Annotated in this window: 13 protein-coding genes and 1 tRNA gene; 9 read left to right on the top strand and 5 right to left on the bottom strand. The window is 60.6% G+C overall.

The features are described 5' to 3' along the window. Positions 1-228: 228 nt before the first annotated feature. The 5 genes from G5S37_RS14970 (at position 229) to G5S37_RS14950 (ending at position 3,740) form a co-directional block, all read left to right on the top strand. Positions 229-305: transfer RNA gene (locus G5S37_RS14970), tRNA-Asp, on the top strand. A 756-nt stretch (positions 306-1,061) separates the two neighbouring features. Next, on the top strand, positions 1,062-1,796 hold the full coding sequence (locus G5S37_RS14965; protein WP_165205277.1) for a hypothetical protein: 735 nt from the start codon (positions 1,062-1,064) through the stop codon (positions 1,794-1,796). 249 nt (positions 1,797-2,045) lie between these two features. Continuing rightward, on the top strand, positions 2,046-2,249 hold the full coding sequence (locus tag G5S37_RS14960) for a hypothetical protein (RefSeq protein ID WP_165205276.1): 204 nt from the start codon (positions 2,046-2,048) through the stop codon (positions 2,247-2,249). A 113-nt stretch (positions 2,250-2,362) separates the two neighbouring features. Beyond that, on the top strand, positions 2,363-2,674 hold the full coding sequence (locus G5S37_RS14955) for a hypothetical protein (RefSeq protein WP_165205275.1): 312 nt from the start codon (positions 2,363-2,365) through the stop codon (positions 2,672-2,674). 172 nt (positions 2,675-2,846) lie between these two features. Next, a complete protein-coding gene (locus G5S37_RS14950; RefSeq protein WP_206026462.1) occupies positions 2,847-3,740 on the top strand; it encodes a PHB depolymerase family esterase in 894 nt (297 codons plus the stop codon). Positions 3,741-4,094: 354 nt separating this feature from the next. Here G5S37_RS14950 and G5S37_RS14945 read toward each other — a convergent pair whose 3' ends face one another. Together G5S37_RS14945 and G5S37_RS14940 are read right to left on the bottom strand one after the other, a co-directional pair. Continuing rightward, on the bottom strand, positions 4,095-5,063 hold the full coding sequence (locus G5S37_RS14945) for an MBL fold metallo-hydrolase (RefSeq protein WP_206026461.1): 969 nt from the start codon (positions 5,061-5,063) through the stop codon (positions 4,095-4,097). Beyond that, on the bottom strand, positions 5,060-6,310 hold the full coding sequence (locus G5S37_RS14940) for an MFS transporter (protein WP_165205274.1): 1,251 nt from the start codon (positions 6,308-6,310) through the stop codon (positions 5,060-5,062). The genes G5S37_RS14945 and G5S37_RS14940 overlap by 4 nt, the downstream gene beginning before the upstream one ends. Before the next feature lie 172 nt (positions 6,311-6,482). On the opposite strand from G5S37_RS14940, the gene G5S37_RS14935 reads away from it, so the two are divergent. Next, the gene (locus G5S37_RS14935) at positions 6,483-6,809 is read left to right on the top strand and encodes a DUF3817 domain-containing protein (protein ID WP_165205273.1); all 327 of its coding nucleotides are present in this window, start codon (positions 6,483-6,485) and stop codon (positions 6,807-6,809) included. 166 nt (positions 6,810-6,975) lie between these two features. Here the strand turns inward: G5S37_RS14935 and pbpC are convergent, their stop codons facing one another. Both pbpC and G5S37_RS14925 read right to left on the bottom strand, forming a co-directional pair. Next, positions 6,976-9,339, bottom strand: a complete 2,364-nt coding sequence (gene pbpC, locus G5S37_RS14930; RefSeq protein ID WP_165205272.1) for a penicillin-binding protein 1C — start codon at positions 9,337-9,339, stop codon at positions 6,976-6,978. 57 nt (positions 9,340-9,396) lie between these two features. Then, positions 9,397-15,183: an alpha-2-macroglobulin family protein gene (locus tag G5S37_RS14925; RefSeq protein ID WP_165205271.1), complete on the bottom strand. Its 5,787-nt coding sequence runs from the start codon at positions 15,181-15,183 to the stop codon at positions 9,397-9,399. A gap of 160 nt (positions 15,184-15,343) precedes the next feature. Here G5S37_RS14925 and G5S37_RS14920 point away from each other — a divergent pair, with 160 nt between their 5' ends. The 3 genes from G5S37_RS14920 to G5S37_RS14910 all read left to right on the top strand — a co-directional run bounded on the left by G5S37_RS14920 (position 15,344) and on the right by G5S37_RS14910 (position 18,447). Continuing rightward, entirely contained in the window at positions 15,344-15,910 is a 567-nt protein-coding gene (locus G5S37_RS14920; protein ID WP_165205270.1) for a TIGR00730 family Rossman fold protein, read from the top strand. Between the two features lie 340 nt (positions 15,911-16,250). Further along, a complete protein-coding gene (locus G5S37_RS14915; RefSeq protein ID WP_165205269.1) occupies positions 16,251-17,549 on the top strand; it encodes a hypothetical protein in 1,299 nt (432 codons plus the stop codon). A 151-nt stretch (positions 17,550-17,700) separates the two neighbouring features. Next, positions 17,701-18,447 carry an HPP family protein gene (locus G5S37_RS14910; RefSeq protein ID WP_165205268.1) on the top strand — a complete coding sequence of 249 codons (747 nt, stop codon included), beginning with the start codon at positions 17,701-17,703 and terminating at the stop codon, positions 18,445-18,447. A gap of 19 nt (positions 18,448-18,466) precedes the next feature. On the opposite strand, the gene G5S37_RS14905 is transcribed toward G5S37_RS14910, so the two are convergent. After that, positions 18,467-18,787 carry a hypothetical protein gene (locus G5S37_RS14905; protein ID WP_165205266.1) on the bottom strand — a complete coding sequence of 107 codons (321 nt, stop codon included), beginning with the start codon at positions 18,785-18,787 and terminating at the stop codon, positions 18,467-18,469. Positions 18,788-18,840 lie beyond the last annotated feature (53 nt).

Raw genomic sequence — 18,840 nt, 5'->3', positions numbered from 1 at the left:
CGCATCGGATCTTGATGGTGACGTGGAACATCGTGAAGGACTCTAAAGGTGCCCACATCGAGTGCTGCGGACTCACTTCACATCACGCAGAGCCTGAAGGTGGCGTGCTTTGTTTCGATGGAGTCGTTTGATTCACAAAGATTCTGCAAGAAACCATCAAAATGCATTTGCGCACAACGCGATATACGCTAGTCTTTTCGCCTTCCCGAGACCCGGGAAGACAAGGTTGGAGCGGTAGCTCAATTGGTTAGAGCGCTGCCCTGTCACGGCAGAGGTTGCGGGTTCGAGTCCCGTCCGTTCCGCCAGCCTTGTTTTTCGAGTCGGAGAGTTCGAAGATGCAACTCCTGACTTCAGCCGAGCTTGTGATGACCGCTCGTGTACTGCGCGTAACAAAGCCAATACAGGCGAGTGCTGTACCAAGCTCGCGCCTCCATCAATGCGTCGATCATCATTTAATCAGGAATGCATGCGCTTCTCTGCTCTTAACAGAGGCCGCGATTCCTGTGAAACGTCTTTAAAGGCAATCTCCGTTTCCGTGTTGCTCCGCATGTGCGAGCAGGAGGAGGAAAAAGAACGACCGCTGCCAGACATAGGGTTGGCCTCGTTTTCATCATTCGCTGGTCGTTGAGGGTTGGATATCCGGGGTGCAGTTGCCCGTGGTGGATCTGAGTCACTCCGGATGTTCTGGTTGGTCCTTGCCTGTTTCCGTATTCGGCTCGGCTATGGTTGCGCCGTGTTGGCGTCGGTCCTTGGATAATTCTTTGCCTTCCGCATCTTGGGCGCTGAACTCCGGCTCTCTCGTCTGCCGCTCAGGGTGCTTTTCCGGCTCGTGGGGCTCGTCTTGTGCGGGATTATGGTTCTGAATCGCCGGCAGAAACTGGTAGGTGATTCTTCATTTTCCCCATTTTCGGACATGGCCTTTCGGTGCCCTCCCTACGGATAGGCCGGTGCGACCACTGGTGAAGCGTTCCGAATCAGCCTTTTACGCCCCTTTGATTGCCACGAAAGGAAAAATATGGCGCGGATAGGGCGTTATGGCATCATCATCGGGCAGCGACCTAATGAATATCTACACTTTCCTTGTTCTTGTGCTCCTGGCCGGAGGGGGCTTTCTCTTCTTCGTGGAAAAGAAAGGCTCTGCGGCTCGGGAACAATCAACCGCCGTCCCTGTCGCACGCCAGAGTCCCGAGCCCAGGCCGATTGTGGAGCCGCCAGCTCGTCCGACCCCTGTGGAGCCTGCGGACACGACACCGGGCTCCGTACCCGCGCCGGTCGAAGAAGCTCCCGGGCCTCAGCTTCCTCCCGCGTGGTACACGGCACGCCGGATCTCGGTGATGACTGACACAGGTGTCTCTTCCGTGCCCGCCGGCGTGGAAGTGACCAAGGTCAGCGACACGGAGATTCTTTATCAAGGGAAGCGATTCGCAGTAAAGCCGCAAGACCTGACCAATGACGTGCTGGTCGTGGCTGAGATTCTCGACAAACAGGATGTTGCGGAAGCCCGGGTGCAGGCCCAGCGTGAGGAGGATACCGTGCGTGAGCAGTCAAACGTCGCCACCGTCCAGGCCCAGAACGAAGAAAAAAAGGCGGAACAGCAAAGGCAAATCAATGCAGCCATTGTGTCCATCGAACGCCAGATTGAGGCCCTCAACCGCAAGATCGACCAGGAGCGCCACGCGGAGAACCTCGCCAAGCTCTATGGGCGTGTTTCATCACGCGGAGTGACCATCACCAAGTGCGAGCAGGCCATCGCCAAGCTGGAGGCCGAGCGGCTCCGGCTTACGCTGATGAAATAGGGAAGCGGTGGTCTGCGCAACACGTGGTACCTCTGGCTGGCTGCTGCCGCACCGCCCTTACCGATTCTACTCAGACAGCCAATTCCGCACTGCGCCTGCGCAACCTGGGGCGCAGCAGCGATTCAGAGGAAGGCGAAAGGATGGGCATAAGAGTGCGCCCGGATACGACGCGGCGCGGAAAATCTCATCCTTTCTTTGCACACGTCCCGCGGTTGCGTCATTCATTTCCACGACACCGTTGTTGCTGCCATGAAAACGATTTTTTCTCTCTGCCGTCCTGGCCTTTTGCTGGCGTTTCTCGCCACCCTGCTGCCTGTGGCGTTCACCTCGTGCCAGAGCCTGCCGCCAGCGGAGCAGATGCCCGAGGCCCAGCGTGAGGCCTACGTCGAGCATCGCAAATGGGATCTCGAGGCGGAGAAACGCAAGGAGATCGATGCGGAGAACCGGAGGTGAGATACCGCCGCGTTTTCAATGATTCGTCCGGTGGTGATTCGCTTGGCGCGGCACGCCTTGCCTGCGCCTTGCGCCGTTTGCCTTTGGCATGGTGTAAGCGTTTGTAGAACCTCATGACCGAAGAAGACCAGACCCTGCTGCGCGAGTATGTGCGCGTGCGCACTACCTCCACTCGCGTGTTTGTGGAGGTGAAGATGGTGGATGCGGGCAGTGATGATGTCATGGCCTCCCGCTGGTCCCTCTCTTGTGTGTTGCCCTCCAAGGCCACCCCACTGCAGGTGGAGCGTGCCCGCATGATCGCCTTGGCGGACTATCGCTACTTTCGCACCTGCGACTCGTGTGGCGAGAAGCTCCCTGCCGGGCTCGTGCCCTCCGGAGATGCCGGCGTGGACTACTGCCGGCAATGCTTGACGGGTGGGAAGTGAGCGCCGCCTCCTCGCTTGAGGGCGAGCGTGAAACCATGCGTGCTTTCGCGGGTTTGATTTTCCCGGTGCGAGACGTGTGCGTGCGTATGTAACCCGAACGATGTGGGCTGCGTCATGACATGAACCGCATCAAGTTCAGTCCATCTTCCAATCCCACTCGTTTTCGCACAACATGCGCCTCGCTTCTTTCTTGTGTCTCGCCCTCGGAGTAGCCGCTCCGCTGCTGCCGTTTGTTTCTCACGGCCAGCAGACGACCGCCCCCGCCACCCCGCGTGAGCGGCTTCGGGAAATGTTCACCATGCCACAGGGCATGCAGGAGGCGTCCTACACGGTGGATGGCGTGGCGCGTGAAGCGCTCATCTATGCTCCTGTCACGGCAAAGTCCGCGCCCACACCGGTGGTGTTTGTCTTCCACGGACACGGCGGAAATGCGAAGCAGGCAGCGCGCAGTTTCCGCATCTACCAGGAGTGGCCCGAGGCCATTTCCGTGTACATGCAAGGCTTGCCCACCAAGGGCCAGCTCACTGACCCCGAGGGGAAGAAGAATGGGTGGCAGGGGCGTGACGGACTGGAGGGAGACCGCGACCTGAAATTTTTCGATGCCGTGCTCGCGAAGTTGAAGACGGATTACCAGGTCGATGCGAAGCGCATCTACTCCACCGGCCATTCAAATGGCGGCGGCTTCACCTACCTGCTCTGGGCGGAGCGTGGGGACGTCTTCGCCGCCGTGGCGCCCTCTGCGGCTGCGGCTCCCTTCAGCATGCCCAAGCTCAAGCCCAAGCCCGCCATGCATCTCGCCGGAGAGACGGATCCTTTGGTGAAGTATGAGTGGCAGAAGAAGACCATGGAAGCCGTGCGCAAGCTCAACGGTTGCAACGAACAGGGCAAAGCATGGAACGAAGTCGGCACCGTGTACTCATCCGCCACCGGCACCCCTTTCGTAAGCCTCATCCATCCCGGCGGTCACCAATTCCTGCAGGAAGCACCACCGCTCATTGTGAAGTTCTTCAAGGAGCATCCGGCGAGCACTAGCACGACGACATCTGTGGATACAGCGAAGAAGTAGAGCGGCTCCATCACTCCTGGGTATCGAGTAAGACAAACACGAGAGATCCAGATGCCGTGACGCGAAGCGTCCCTGGACTGCGTGCAGCCTGCTGCCGCTTTCCTAAAGTGCAGCCTGCTGCACGCTTTACCGCGACGAAGTCGCCAAGCATTTCTGGACACGCCACACCACGAGTAAGTGTTATCATCGCCACAGCAGGCTGTGGACTCTAGAAAGCGGCAGCAGGCTGCACGCAGTCCAAGGCCTTCGGCACCGCTTCTGTATCGTTCGCCTGACGTTCATGCGCTAAGTGGAATGACAATCACCTCCAGCAAGGGATTATGAGTCCCCTGCTCTAACAGCCGGCAAGGACACTCACACAATCGCCTTCAAATACCTCTCCGCAGACCTCTTCATCGCGCCCTTCCCATCCTTAGCCACCACGCCCGGCCAGAAGGCACCATAGATGCGGTCATACTCATACGGCTCCAGAGCCTTCACAATGCGCTCGATGGCCGGCTTGTTCAGCGGGATGTAGTTCGGGTAGCTGTACATGAAGCTCACCCACCGGCGGTCGGACACCACTTGAGGCTGGTCTCCCGCGAAGAGCACTCCCCTGCCCTCCGCGCCATCACGCCAGTGCATGACCTGGAATCCATCGAAGTGACCGCCGGTGTGGATGAGCGTGAGCCCATCGCCCAGCGACTTGGTCTCTCCGTTCCAGAATTGAATCGCGGCATCCGGTCGCTGCACCCACTGCCTGTCATCTTCATGCAGATGAATCGGCACATCGCCAAACGCGCGACTCCACTCCACCATGGAGCTGTAGTAATGCGGATGTGAAATCGCGATGGCCGAGATGCCGCCGAGCTTCTTCACTTCACGGATGGTGTCTTCATCCAGATAACTGACGCAGTCCCACAAGATGTTTCCCTTGGGCGTGCGCAGCAGCAGGGTGCGCTGGCCAATGCCCATCTTCGGTTCCGTGCCGATGCCAATGACATTCGGTTCCTGCTCTTTGAAGACATTCTTCCAGCCGCCGCGCTGCATCGTCTCCAACGTGGTCCATTCCTGGCCATTCAGACCCACATACTGCCGCTCATCCTGGCAGATGGGACATTCCTTCGGCGCGCCATCGGTTTCCGCAAACTGGGACCCGCACGTGACGCAGATGTAGTGCGCCTTCCCGGAGGGTGGCGACGTTGGCGACGCTGAGGCTGGAGGTTTGTCCTGCGCGTTCACGGAAGAAGTACGTGCGAGATGGGCCAGACCAATCGCGGCGGGCGTGCTGAGGAGAAATCGACGGCGTGAGGTGGCAGAGGAATCTGGGACGTTGGATTTCATGGCGTGCTTGGTGTGCTGCTGGAAGCAGTGCGCGTCTCGATGGCCGATGGATTCGGAGCGAAACGCAAAAGCATCATCAGCAACACCAGCAGCGCCGCAGCGGAAACGAACCACGCAATCGGGATCACCTGCAGCCCCTGCACACGCCCGAGGTATCCGACAAACGATGGCACCAAGGCAATCCCCAGCGTGGCCGCCGCAATCTGGTAACCGACCGCGTTCGCCGTGTGTTGCAGAGGCACACGATTGGGCGTGGTCGAAATCAGCGAAGGGAAGATGGGCGCGCAGCCAAAGCCGATGCACATGATGCCCAGGATGGTGACCGTCGCACCCAGTCCAGATACAATCAGGATCGCACCGAGGACAATGATCCACGCTCCACCAAGGATGAGCGCTCTGGGTGTGACCTTCCCGGCGATGAGTCCTGCGGCGATGCGTCCCACCGTGAGTGAGCCCCAGTAGGCTGCCGTCCAGTTCCCCGCCCTGTCCGCTGCGATGCCGTGATGCCCCGTGAGGAAGGTGTACGTCCACGTACCCACCGCCGCCTCCGTTCCCGTGTAGATGAAGAAGGTCACGATGCCCAGCCACACCGTGCGCAGCTTCAGCGTGCTCAGCAGGCTGGCCGCTGGTTGGGCCTCGCCTGCTTTTCCTTCCATTTCCAGTTCACGTGTTTCAGAAACCTTCGGCCACCAGGAGAGCGTCGCGAGAAAACAGGCCACCAGCACGAGTTCACTCACGCCCACCAAAAAATATCCTCGCTGCCAGGGCGCACCACTCGCCAGAATCGCGGTGAGCAGCACCGGCCCCGACGCAGCGCCGAGCCCGTAGCACGCGTGCAGCCAGTTCATGGTGCGCGCGCTGTAGTTCATCGCCGCATAGGTGTTGAGCCCGGTGTCGATGGCTCCCGCGCCAAGTCCTGCGATGAACGAAAGCGCCACGATCACGCCCCAAGCCGGAGCCGTTGCGTAACCGATGAGTCCCACTGCTGTGGCGGCACCGCTGAGCGCCAACAGCATTCCCACATTCATGCGTGCCAGCAGCCACCCTGCGGAGAGCGTGGAAATCAGGTAGCCCGTGATGAAGACCACCAGCACTGCACTGATTGCATCCAGGGGCAAATCAAATTGCGCCCGCATGGATGGCCACGCGACCCCCAGCATGCCATCCGGCAACCCCAGACTGATGAAGCCCACATAGGTGAGCAGAAGCAGAAGGAAGGCGCGGATGGGCTTGGACGCAGGAGGCATGCAAAGGGCAAAGAAATGAAACGACGAATGACAGCCATATGGAATTCGTCTGCCACACGCCTCGCGGCAGTGAGAAGTTGCCTCCCGCCTAATCTTGCGGAATGAAGATTACCCCTGAAGGCGTGCCCGTCCGAAATGGAGGTGCGATTTGCCGCGTACTTTACAAGCCCCCATGAAAAGCTCTCATCCCGTCACCCCGCTTCGTCACCTTGCCCTTGTGGAAGGTGTGTCCTTTCTCATCCTGCTCGGCATTGCCATGCCCTTGAAGTACATGGCCGGCATGCCGATGGCGGTGAAGGTCGTGGGCTGGATCCACGGCCTGCTCTTTGTGCTGTTCTGCTTTGCCCTGCTGCGCGTGATGATGTCCACGAGTTGGTCCCTGGGGCGCGCAGCATTGGTGTTCATTGCTTCGTTGGTACCCTTTGGCCCTTTCGTCATCGATCGCCGCATGCGCGAGTGGGAGAAGGAGCCGGTGGTCGTAGAGGCCGCGGAGAAATAGCGCGTATCTGCACGGAAGGAGGTTAGGGCTTCCGCCTTGACAGTGGGCGTTGGGTCTTCTGACCCGACAGCTTCACCGAACATCAGGCGATGGGCCCATATTGCCCTCCGTCGGGTCAGAAGACCCAACTTCCGCTGTCGGACCAGAAGGTCCAACCTCCTCACAACTACTGCGCCGCCTTCAACCTCTCCGCCGCAGACAGCGCATCCCGCACCTCAATACGAACTTCGGAAAACGCGCCAGTCACCGGATCCTCCACCCGCAGCTCATGCTGTCCGGGTACGAGCGTGGCATAGGCCAGACCATTCTCGTCCACAATAGAAATGGACGGCGAGCTCCATTTCATGCCCGCCGGTCCAGTGGCGCGCAGCAGCAGGCGGCCGCCCTTGTTTTTGAGATCGGGATCGAGCTGGAAGATGCTCCCGTCCACCGGAATGGAGATGCGCGGAGGCGTGTTGTTGTTGTTCTCCGGTTGCAGCGCTACCAGTCCGGCCAGCCAGTGGTCATCGCCAGTCACCCAGTGGGCGTAGTCGCGGGATAGCAGTGCTTTGCCCTCGGCATCGTAGTCCATGGTCGTGGCAATCGGAGGAAGCGTTCCAACCAGGAACTTCTCATCCCGCGAAGAGCGCACGGTCGGCGAGGTTTCATCCAGCCGTCTGCCATTCCTCGGGTCGATGCGGGCACGCACGATTCCAGACGGTTCCGTGTACCACGTGGTGCCCTGAGTTTCATGAAGGTGTATCATGATATCACGGAAAATGGGACCTGCGCCCGCCACGCCGGAGACTTGGTTCATGGGCGAGTTGTCGAAGTTCCCCGCCCATACACCCACGGTGTACTCAGGCGTGAATCCCATGGTCCAGTTGTCGCGATAACTCGTGCTGGTGCCCGTCTTCACGGCACAAGGAAAAGGCATGCGAATGATCGTGTGCGGCCCAAAGGCGAGCATGCGTGCCTGCGCATCCTGCAGGATATCAGCTATCAAGAAGCTGCACTGCTCCTTGTGCTTGCGCGTGGAAGGAATCGCCGCAGCGCCGGACTCAAGTGTGGCGGTGGCCGCATCCTGCAACAGCGTCCATTCCTTCCACTCTCCCAGTCGTGCGAGACACGCATAGGCATTGGCCAGCTCCAGCAACCGCACCGGGGCATTTCCGATGGTAAGTCCCAGACCATAGTGCTCCGGTGACTCTGTCAGCGTGGTGATGCCCAGGCTCTTCAATTCCTCACACAGCACCTTCTCACCGCCGAGTTGTTGCAGTACACGTACCGCGGGAATGTTCAGCGAATTCCCCAGCGCCTCACGGAGGGTGATGGGACCGTAGAACTTCTTGTTGTAGTTCTCCGGACGGTAGATGCCGGTGGGCGTGGCATACTCGATGGGCAGATCCTGCAGGACGGTCGCTGGGGTGCTGCCATGCTCCAGCGCCAGCAGGTACGTGAAGGGCTTGAGCGCGGAACCCGGGGAGTGCGGCACCCACGCGCCATTGAGCTGTCCCCCATCCTCCGCGAAGAAATCCCGCGAGCCTGCCAGGCCGATGACGCGTCCCGTCTTGTTCTCAATCACCACCGCGGCAGCATGCGTCACATGCTTGCCCGCCAGCGCACCCAGTCGCTGCGTGATGATCGACTCCATGCGCTGCTGCAGTGCAGGCTGGATGGTGGTGTGTATCTTCCCGTCCGCCGCAATCGGCGATTCTCCCTTCAACAACTCAATGGCATGCGGTGCAGCAAAGCCCCCGGTGTACCTCTGCAGGGTGGCGGCCTCCGTGTCAGCGAGCTTCGTCTCCTCTTCACTCAGCCATCCGAGCACGGTCATGCGAGCCAGGATGTGCTTCTGCCGCTGCTGCAAGGCGGGCTGATTGCGGAAGGGATTGAGTCGTGTCGGTGATTGGGGCAATGCCGCGAGAAACGCACACTCCGCAGGCGAGAGATCGCGCAGCGGTTTGTTAAAGTATCCCTGCGAGGCAGCCGCACAGCCAGTGAGCAGATTGCCATAGCTCACACGGTTCATGTATTCGGTGAGGATGCGATCCTTGTCCCAAGTCATCTCCAATCGTCGTGCCTGGAGCGCTTCCTTGATCTTGGTAACAAAGGTGCGCGGAGCACGCTCGTCTGCCGAGACTTTTACCAGCTGTTGCGTCAGCGTGGACGCACCAGAGACGACACGACGCGAGGTGATGTTGTCCAGCGCAGCGCGTGAAATTGCCAGCAGATCCACGCCGCCGTGGTTGTAGAAGCGCTTGTCCTCCGCAGCGAGTGTGGCCTGCACCAGTTTCTCCGGCAGCTCGGCGCGTGACACAGGAGCAAGCGTGCGCTGTCCATCCACACTGAGCAGCAGGCGCAGCGGTGTGCCATCCGCCGCGAGAAATACCGGCGAAACCGGCAGAGGCTGCTCCAGCTTCGGTGGCAGGGGCACCGCCCACGGCAGTACCCACCACCCCAGTGCCCCCAGCAGCGCCGCACCACCCAGGCCCTTCAACGCCCACCGCCATGTTGTCTTCTTGCGAAGCATGGCGGGCAGCAGGGACATGATGTGATGCATGGTTGGGCGTGGGAGTGCAATTCACTCCCACGCCGATGAAGAGCATTACTGGCCCGCAACGTTCTTGCCGTCGCTCATGGGCAGGGTCTGCACGCGCTGCACACCGCTGGTGCCATAGTGGGAAGGATCATACATCGCCTCGATGCGCGCCGGAGGAGCAACGACATCACCTTCTGCGATGACACGCGCGAGGTACTTCAACTGGAACTTGCCAAGCGTGCTCCAGTCATTGGTGAAGAAGAGCGCACGGTCATGGCGCAGCTCGCGATGATCGCAGTACCACGCATTGTCCTCGGCATCGGCATCCTTCTTCTTGTTCTGCGTGGTGAATTCGGGATTCACCGGTTCGAACACGCTCGGCAGCCTGTCCTCCAACGCGAGGTAGCGATTGCCCTTCATCACATTGATGTCGAGCGTGACCACGATGAGGTCACCCACGCGCAGGTTCTCCGCGGGCTCCAGCATGCCGGTGGGCGTCAGCCTCTCATAACGACGCGTCACGCCGAATCCCTTCTGCACAGGCTGGAAGGTCTTGAGCTCCGGCCAAGCCTTCACTTCCACGCGGGCGCGTAGCGTCTTGTCCTGCGGCAGCGTTACCTTCGCGGTCGGCGCATCCTTCTTCGAGGTGAAGTTCAGCATCGCCGTGGTGGTGTCCAGCGGGTGAGCCAGCGCAAAGGGCTTCTCCTGGTCGCGGATGGCCACGCTGAAGTTCAGCGGCTGCGGATCCTTCACGGGACGCTCTAGTGTGGAGAGGCCGGTGAGAATCCAGGAGTTGCTGAAGGTGGTACCCCAGTGGCCCCCGCCATTACGGCGCTTCATGAGTTCATCCGCGATGAGATTCGCTTCCTTCGTCAGTCCGCGGTCGGCGCATACGATGAGGCGCAGACCGGCAGCGGTGTCACCACCGAGCCAGAAGCGTCCTGCCTTCGCATCATTCTTCTGCGGCTTGAGCAGTTCCGTGATTTGCGCATCGGGCGCCTTCGTCAGACACATGCTGAGGGCAAGGAAGAGGCGAGCCGTCTCCGGCATCTTTTCACGACGGGTGTAGAGCGTGGTGGCATAGGCGGGCTCCGCCTTGCCAGCACGAGCCAGCGTGTAGAGAGCCATCGCAGCGTCATTGAGCTTGTCGCTCTCGGTGGTCTTCGCGAGATCGAGTTCACGAAGCTGTTTGCTGATCCAGTCCGTGAGGCTGTCCAGCGATGCCTGCGGGATGGGAATGCCCCACTCTTTCGCCTTGAAGAGGCAGTGGCCGCCGTACGCGCTCGCCCATAGTTCGGGCGTTTCTCCACCGGGCCAGTAAGCCAGACCGCCGTCGTCCGTCTGCATCTGGAGGATGCGGTTCACCCCCCGCGTGATGACATCACGCACCTTGTCCTTCTGTAGAAGGTCGGGGAACATCGGCTCATACTTGCTCAGTGCGAGCCAGGGCAAGGTAGCACTGGTCGTCTGCTCCACGCAGCCGTAGGGATACTCCAGCAGGTATTGCAGGGCATCACGTGCTTCACTGAGGCGCGACTGGTTGAAGTCGATGCGCAGTTCCCCATTGCTCTCCAGGAGCTGGGGATTCACACCCTTCAGCATGTCCTGGCTGGCGCTCGCGCTGGTGAGTTGCAGGTAGTGCACTTCACGCAGGGCAGGCACGGGATGGTGAACGTCGAACTTGGATTCCACGGCATCGCCCAGAGCCTTCGCATCGCTCCACTCCGTGGTCTTCGCCTGCCACTTCCAGGTCGTGGGGCCGTTCTTCACGAAGCGCACGGGGAAGGCCAGCGCGGTCGTCTCACCCGCCTTGAGGGTGATGACACGACGTTCGGACTTGCCGTCATTCGTGGTGGTGCGGTTCTTCAGGCCGACCAAAGCAAACGGACGTTCTTCCGTGATGAGCTGCGCATGGTCATCGAGTTGCAGTTCCACTTCCACCTGGCCGCTGTGCTGCGTGGTGTTGTGCACCACGGCCTTCACCAGGATTTCATCTCCCGTATGAGCGAAGCGTGGCACCACCGGCTCCACCATGAGGGGCTTGTTCACCACAAAGGCAGACTCACCCGTGCCGAAGCGATCGCCATCCTTCGCCGCGATGGCCATGACGCGATAACGCGTGAGGCTATCCGGTGCATTGAAGGTGGTGGTTACCTTGCCATCTTTGTCCGTGATGAGCGAGGCCTGCCACACCGCCGTGGCCACGAAGTTCTTCCGCAGCGCCATGTCCGCGCCGATCTCCGCATCACCACCACCCACCATGATGCCCTTATTGCCACGGTAGCGATCCGCCATCTTTTCCGTGAGCAGCGCATCCAGCGTGGTGTAGGTGGAGACATAGAGGGACTTGGCCGCGTGGAAGAATTCAAACGGCTTGGGTGTCTCAAACTCCATGAGGCTGAGCACACCTTCGTCCACGGCGAAGAAGGTCACTTCGCCACCCTCCACCGGCTTGCCCGAGCCATCCTTCACCGTTGCGGTGAGGGTCTGCTGGCCATTGGGCAGCACGGAAGGTTGTGCAGCTTCCGTGGTGACCACGAGTTTCTTGGTATTGCTTTCCACGCCAATCTCGCAGTAGCCCACCTTGTACTCCGGCATCTTGTCCGGCTGCGGGCTCTGGTCGGCACCACGAATCACCACCACGGAAATGTAGGCATTGGGGGCGTCTTCATCGGTGATCGGCACCTTCACCACGGGATTCTCGGGGGATACCGGAGCGGTGAACTGGCGGTGGATGCGGTTGCGTTCCACCGTCACCAGCGCGGTGCCGGCAATGGGTGACTTCACCACCACGCTCACCTCTTCACCGGGCTTCGCGGTCGTCTTGTCCGGCTGCAGCGTGATGCGCGCGCCATCTTCAAACGCCCAGGGGAAGTCCTTGCTGCCAAGCACATAGAATCCCCTGCGGCTCAGTACCGTCTTGCCATTGGCATCCGTCGCGGTCGAGGTGAGGAAGTACGTGCCACCAGTCTTCGGAGTGAACTTCAGTTCGGCTGCCGACGCGCCTCCATTCACGCTCTTGAGTTCGACCTGGGACTTCCATTCTTCCACCAGCACGCTCTGGTTCTTGGTGGTCATGGCGCCACCGGCACCTTGGACGCGCACCGTGTTCCACTCCTGGCGCTCGAGTTTCACTTCCACCGGCACCGGCGCGGTGAAGCCCTTGCCCTGCGGCGTGATGGCCACAAAGTCGATGGCGAAGTCCTTGCCCGCGCTGCCATACCAGCCGCGCGTCTTGGTGCCCACGATGAAGTCCGCACCCGGAATCTTGAATTCCGTGTTCGCCGCGATCGTCTGCTGATTCACGTCCGTGACGTCCGCATACACGGAGATGGTCTGCGGCAGCGCCTGCTTGTGCGCGGGAGGCGGAGGCAGCTCGATGGAGGCCGTGCCGTCGTCATTGAGCGTGAGCTCGCCGTGCGCACCCCAGCTGTTGGAGTCTTCGTCTTCATCCTCAGACGCAGTTTCGTCATCACGGTCCTTGCCATAGTGCCACCACGCGGGGGCATCGCCGAAGTGGTACTCGGCAAATTCATCCGGCGGCGTGTATTCAGTCACGAGACCGGCGCTCCACGTCGCCTTGGCCGAGGAGAGCGCCTTGCCCATGTAATAGTTCGCCTTGAGCGGCACCTTGATGCGATCCTTGCCAACCTGGAATTTTTCTCCATCCAGTTTCACTTCAAAGGTGTTCGGCTTGTACTCGTCCACACGGAGCGCCAGGTTCACCAACGCGCCGGTTTCGTATTCATCCTCGCCTTCCTTGGGTTCGCGGAAGCGGATGTTCAAGCTGTACCAGCCCACCGCGCCATCCGGCAGGGCGATCTGGTCGCTCCAGGTGCCGTTCGCAGTGAAGGTGATCTCCTTGTTGAGCACCTCACGGTTGCGCGGGTCGGTCATGGTCAGCTTTGCCTTCGTGGGCTGGCCAAGGGTCAGGGCATCTCCGGTACGCAGGCGGGTGATGGCCTTCACATTGGCCTTCTCGCCGGGCTTGTACACGGGACGGTCGGCGAAGATGAAGGTCTCATTCTTCGCCTTCCAGGGATCGCCCCAGCCGATATTGATATCGTGGCCCCAGATGCCGACGCGGTTTTGCCGTCCATTGCAGAGGGACGCGGTGCAGTCGTCACCGCTCTTGGCTAGCACCCACTCGGCGTCCTGGCTGGGTACCACGGCCATGCCCTTGTCATCCGTCTGCGCGGACTTGAGGGAATTGAGTCCCACATCCGCCAGGGTAAGCTGCACCCCGGGCAGCGCCTTGCCCGTCTTCAGGGAGAAGGCATACACGAGCGCTTCCTCACCGGTGTTCTTCACCATGAGGCCGATGTCGGTGAACTCCACGATGCTGCGGTTCAGGATGGCGCCCGCAGGAGCTCCATCCTGTGGCACGGCCTCGATTTCGAGGAAGAGCGGCGCCGCGGCGGTCTGGCCAAGGGCATCACGCCAGTTGATGGAATGCAGCGAACCACGCTCCAGCGGCTGGGTGTTGGTGATCACCTTCTCAAACACCACCTTGCCCGGCAGCTTCTCAAAGGGCGTCAGGCGTTCGCGAGCCGGAGTCTTGTTCTTCTCGCTGTAGTCGAAACGTTCGTACTCCTGGTCATACAGGGTGCGTGCCTGGAGCAAGTCGGCGTCACTGAGCTGCTTCGCCCGGATGCGCATCTCCTTGAAGTTTGCACCATAGATATCCAGCAGACCGTTGCCGGTGGAGAGCTGCGTGCTCGTGCCGGCACTGGTGGAGACGAAGACCGGGCTCGCCTTGAAGGTCACCATCTGGCGCACCGCATTCTCCAGCGGCAGTTCATCCGCGCCAGGCAGGCCGGAGTTCACCGTCACGGTGTAGGGTGTATCCAGGGCGAAGTTGCCTTCGATCTCCAATGAGGACCAGCCCAGGTTCACCTTCATATCCGGCACCGCGGGCTCCACGGTCACATACTTGGCGGCTTCCACACGCGCCTTCTCCAGATCCGTGTCGGAGAGGCCACTGTTGCGGATGGACTTGTTGAAGTTCACCCCAATCGTGTGCGGTCCGTCGAAGTGGTTCTCTGTCTCCACATTCTTGAAGGCCAGCACCTGCACCGAGCCCCACTCGTAGCGCGCTTCCTCACCCAGGATGGCATTGCCACCGGCATTGGTGAAATCGGCGGGCATCACCAGCGTCCAGTCCACCCCGGGAGGCAGTGGCTCGGACGTCTGCACAATCACCGCATTCGGGCGGGTCTCGTCATCCTTGACCGTGGGTTTCACGCCCTTCGCCTGCTCGTCCCAGGTGGGGACCAGATCCGTGCCGTAGCGCTTCTTGAAGTCCTTGCCCGTGGCCAGGCGCACCTTCGCCGGGATGGGTTGCGTGCCGAAGCGGCTCACGAAATGAAATTGCCGCTCGGCGACGGCGGCATCGATTTCATCGGAGAACTGGAGGAGAAACACCGGCGTGCGGCGTGCGGAGTCGCCGAAGCTGTACGGGTACTCCTTGTAGTCATCCGCCACACGGAAGGCTTCCGTTTCATACTCGCCGAGTTCCTCCACGGCCACCGCCTTGCCCGTCGCATCCTTCAGTCCCTTGCGCAGGGTGAAGGAATACGTGGTGCTGATGGCAGGCGCCTTGGTGAAATGGAACTGTCCGCTTCGGGTGCTGGTCCACTTGAATTCCCCCTCGACTGCAGGGTCGGAAACCAGCGGCGAAGTTTTCTCCACCGTACCCACCTTCTCCTTTCCGATCATCGCGTTATCAAATCGCAACTCCAGGGTGCTGGAGGGCAGAAGCGTTTCGTTGTCGATGACGAGTTCAGCAGCGGGCACGGGGCTCGCAACGGTTAAAAGACCCAGCAGGGTCAGCAGGAGGGCACTGGCTTTCATGACGGAGGTTGCTTTAGAGCAGCAGCATAGCAGCACTGTCGTCGAAGGACGAGCGAGGTGTGCGAAATCTGTATGACAGTGTTGTTGCGAATTCGCTCCCTGTGACAGCAAAAGATGAATTTAGCTTGAGCGCGGTTGCAAGACACGCCAGTACCGACGGATGCACCGCGTGTGTGTTTATTGTGGTTCAAGCTTTGGGAATGATCCCGCCTTCACCGAGGCCGCGGTCGCGGTCGGTCGCGAACTGGCGGCGCAGGGTTTGGGCCTGGTGTATGGCGGCGGCAGCGTGGGGCTCATGGGCACCGTGGCGGATGCCGTGCTAGAAGGCGGCGGACAGGTCATCGGCGTCATCCCCCGGAAACTCGTCGAACTGGAAAAGGAACACCGCGGTCTGACCAAGCTCATTGAAACGGACACCATGCATGAGCGGAAGCGGCTCATGATGGAGCACGCCGACGGCTTCCTGGTGCTGCCCGGCGGCTATGGCACCCTGGAGGAACTTTTCGAGGTCATCGCCTGGCTCCAGCTCGGCTTCCATCACAAACCGGTTGGCCTGCTGAATGTGGACGGTTTTTACGACCTCATGCTCGCCCAACTCGACCACATGACCGCCAAGGGCCTGCTTAAGCCCATGCACCGCGCCATGCTGCTGGTGGCGACGGACGCGAAGGAACTCCTGTCCGCGATGCAGGCCTTTGAGCCGGTGGATTCGGGGAAGTGGCTGTGACAGGCCCTTCGACCACAAGGTGAAGCGTTGGGCATTTCAAAGGAGCGCGGACACTCTTGTCCGCCACCCCTGACCGACCACCCCCCTTTCATCTGGCAGGCAAGGCCCCCTTCACCAGCTGCTCCAGACGTGTCACCAGCGACTTCCACACCATGAAAGTCACTGTGTAACAGAACGGCGGACAAGAGTGTCCACGCTCCTTTGCTCTGCCTTTCGCTTCCGGTCCACGCCCCGGTCGCAGCGAGGTAGCAGCGCAACCTTTGCCGTTCACTGCCAAAAATATGCGCATCAAATGCTTGTTTAAAGCGGTACTTCATTTACCTATTTCGCCCCCATTCCCATGTCCCGTGGCATCCATGCCCCCGAGTGGCTCCCGTCATCCCTGAAGGTCCTCGCGACCCTGATGGTCATGGCGGCGGCTCCGCTTTGGGCGGACGGAGAGACCGAAGATGCCGCATGGCAGGACTCACGGGATCCCGTTGCCCTGCTCTGGCGGCGAGTGGAATCCGGCCAGACCAAGCTCGACACCTCCTCGGACAAGGCTTTCCTCAGCAGCCTGCTCAAGGAACTGAACATCCCGGCGGAGTCCCAGGTGCTGGTCTTCTCCAAGACAAGCCTGCAGAAGACCCTCATCAGCCCGTCCACGCCGCGTGCCCTCTATTATAGTGAGGAGTGCTACATCGGCTGGGTGCAGGGCGGCGACCTGGAAGTCGTGTCCTCCGAGCCCGGCGGCGACCTGCAGTACTACCTGATTCACCGCCCGAGGCCCGCCCCCTCCCCTGCCAAGCCGCGCCTCATCCGGTCCAACCAATGCGCGAGCTGCCACGTCGGCGGCGACCTGCAGGTGCAGTCGGTGTACACCCGGTCCTCCGGCTATCCCATGGGAAATGAGGATCGCTTTGTCACCTCTGCCGAGAGCCCCTTGGGCGAACGCTGGGGCGGCTGGTATGTGACCGGTCGGCATGGCACGGATTATCACATGGGGAACGTCATGGCCGAGAAAGGCCCTCGGGGCATGGTGCTGGATCGCCGGAAGGGCGCGAACATCGAGTCCCTGACCGGGTGGTTTCCGGTCGAACCCTATCTCTCGGACACCAGCGACCTCGTCGCCCTCATGGTGCTGGAGCACCAGTATGTCCTCCACAACACCCTCCAGGATGCCGCCCGCGTCGTGAGGCGCATGCACGAACAAGTGCGCAAGGGCGACAGCAGCGCTCCCGATGAAGTGGCGCAGCAGCGCATCGTGACCAAGCGGGCGGAGAAAATCGTCGAGTTGCTGCTCTTCACCGGCGAGTACGCACTCAAAGAGGGTGGTGTCATCGGTGGCGATGCCTTTCAGGCCGCGTTCCGTCGCAATCGCAAGACCTCCACCAATGGGGCCTCACTGAAGGACTTCGACCTGCACACCCGCATGTTCAAGCACAGGTGCAGCTACATGATCCACTCCGCCACCTTCAAGGCGATGCCGGATGTCCTGAAGGCGCGTGTCTACGCGCTTCTGGATGATGTCCTCTCCGGTCGCGCAGTCGCCGACGACTATGCGCAACTGGACGCCGACGAACGTCAGTCCATCCGGCAGATCCTTCTCGAAACGGAACCTGAGATCCGCGCCGCTTGGGACTCGAAGCCGGCTTCTTGATTATTACCCTCGCTTCCACGCATCCTCACCTTCCACTTGTTCGCATGCCAAGTCTTCAGTGCCCTCCTCCTCCAGTAGCGATCTTATCACCTGACCACGTCTTGGTGATGGCACCCTTTGCTTTCGCTTTCGTTCCACCGACTCCGGCGAGATGAGGATTTTCTATTCCCTGCTTGGCGTCGAGCTCAGTGCGGTTTCCCAGAAAGAAAAGGTGCTCTCAGGCCTTGGCGGCCTGGTGGCCATTTGTCTGCTGGTGTGGAGCACGCATCACCTGCTCGGCGTGGAAAACGCGGCCTGTGTAATTGCCTCCATGGGAGCGAGCGCGGTGCTGCTGTTCGGCGTTCCTCATGGTCAATTGTCCCAGCCCTGGCCGCTGGCGGCAGGCCACGGTGTTTCCGCCCTGCTGGGCGTTCTGAGTGCCCAGTACTTGGGCCATGATTGGATTGCCGCCGGTTGTGCCGTGGGCAGCGCCATCCTGGCCATGCATCTCTTGAAGTGCATCCACCCACCCGGCGGCGCCACCGCCCTGACCGCAGTCCTTGGTGGTGATGCCATCCATGCGATGGGCTTTCACTTCGTCCTGTGGCCCGTGCTGGTGAATGTGGCCATCATGCTGGCCGTCGCCGTGGTCTTCAATTGGCCCTTCCCTTGGCGTCGCTATCCCGCGGCCCTTTCCAAAAGGAAGCACCCCAACAAGGCTCACCCGTTCGGGCGCGAGAACGAGCACGAGGACATCGTCAAGGCCTTGAAGGAACTCGACTCTTTCGTGGACGTGACCGAGGCAGACCTGATTGCGCTATCGCTGCAGATTGCGCGCGAGCGTGAGGCGCGGCTCTTGAGGCAGGGACGGAAGAATCATTCGGCTCACCACGGCTCAAAATCCGCCACGGCTGGATGAGCCAAACAGCAGACCGATTTTACGGAGTCTCGCTCTGGAGAACGCTGCCAATGCACCGGTTCATGTAACGTTGCTGCGACAGTGCCAGGCAAAGGATGATTGCCGCCGGCGCCAGGGCGTGCACGGTAGAAGCCACCTTGCCCAGCGAACTCGCACCAGCCCAGAACGCGCCGGGAAGGATTCCAAATACCACGACGGCGGTAACGTAGAGGATGAAATGTTTGCGGTAGCTCCGGTCCTCCCGCATGAGCTTCTTATGTGCTGAGCGATACACGGTGAAACGCTGACCTTCGGGGAATCGGTCGAGCCCGGGAGTAGCTTTGTAGGTTTTGCACTTCATGGTGTCCCCTGCGTTGACTGCATCTCAACGAAATGAGCGCAAATGGCAGCGCG

The sequence above is a fragment of the Roseimicrobium sp. ORNL1 genome (assembly GCF_011044495.1).
Lineage (GTDB): Bacteria > Verrucomicrobiota > Verrucomicrobiia > Verrucomicrobiales > Verrucomicrobiaceae > Roseimicrobium.
Note: the sequence above shows the minus strand (reverse complement) of the source record. Positions and strands in the feature narration are given on the sequence as shown.

Coding starts and splice junctions, on each gene's coding strand:
- G5S37_RS14955 (WP_165205275.1), top strand. CDS start 2,363: ATGACCGAAGAAGACCAGACCCTGCTGCGCGAGTATGTGCGCGTGCGC.
- G5S37_RS14945 (WP_206026461.1), bottom strand. CDS start 5,063: ATGAAATCCAACGTCCCAGATTCCTCTGCCACCTCACGCCGTCGATTT.
- G5S37_RS14940 (WP_165205274.1), bottom strand. CDS start 6,310: ATGCCTCCTGCGTCCAAGCCCATCCGCGCCTTCCTTCTGCTTCTGCTC.
- G5S37_RS14905 (WP_165205266.1), bottom strand. CDS start 18,787: ATGAAGTGCAAAACCTACAAAGCTACTCCCGGGCTCGACCGATTCCCC.
- G5S37_RS14935 (WP_165205273.1), top strand. CDS start 6,483: ATGAAAAGCTCTCATCCCGTCACCCCGCTTCGTCACCTTGCCCTTGTG.
- G5S37_RS14910 (WP_165205268.1), top strand. CDS start 17,701: ATGAGGATTTTCTATTCCCTGCTTGGCGTCGAGCTCAGTGCGGTTTCC.
- G5S37_RS14915 (WP_165205269.1), top strand. CDS start 16,251: ATGTCCCGTGGCATCCATGCCCCCGAGTGGCTCCCGTCATCCCTGAAG.
- G5S37_RS14950 (WP_206026462.1), top strand. CDS start 2,847: ATGCGCCTCGCTTCTTTCTTGTGTCTCGCCCTCGGAGTAGCCGCTCCG.
- G5S37_RS14965 (WP_165205277.1), top strand. CDS start 1,062: ATGAATATCTACACTTTCCTTGTTCTTGTGCTCCTGGCCGGAGGGGGC.
- G5S37_RS14920 (WP_165205270.1), top strand. CDS start 15,344: ATGCACCGCGTGTGTGTTTATTGTGGTTCAAGCTTTGGGAATGATCCC.
- pbpC (WP_165205272.1), bottom strand. CDS start 9,339: ATGTCCCTGCTGCCCGCCATGCTTCGCAAGAAGACAACATGGCGGTGG.
- G5S37_RS14960 (WP_165205276.1), top strand. CDS start 2,046: ATGAAAACGATTTTTTCTCTCTGCCGTCCTGGCCTTTTGCTGGCGTTT.
- G5S37_RS14925 (WP_165205271.1), bottom strand. CDS start 15,183: ATGAAAGCCAGTGCCCTCCTGCTGACCCTGCTGGGTCTTTTAACCGTT.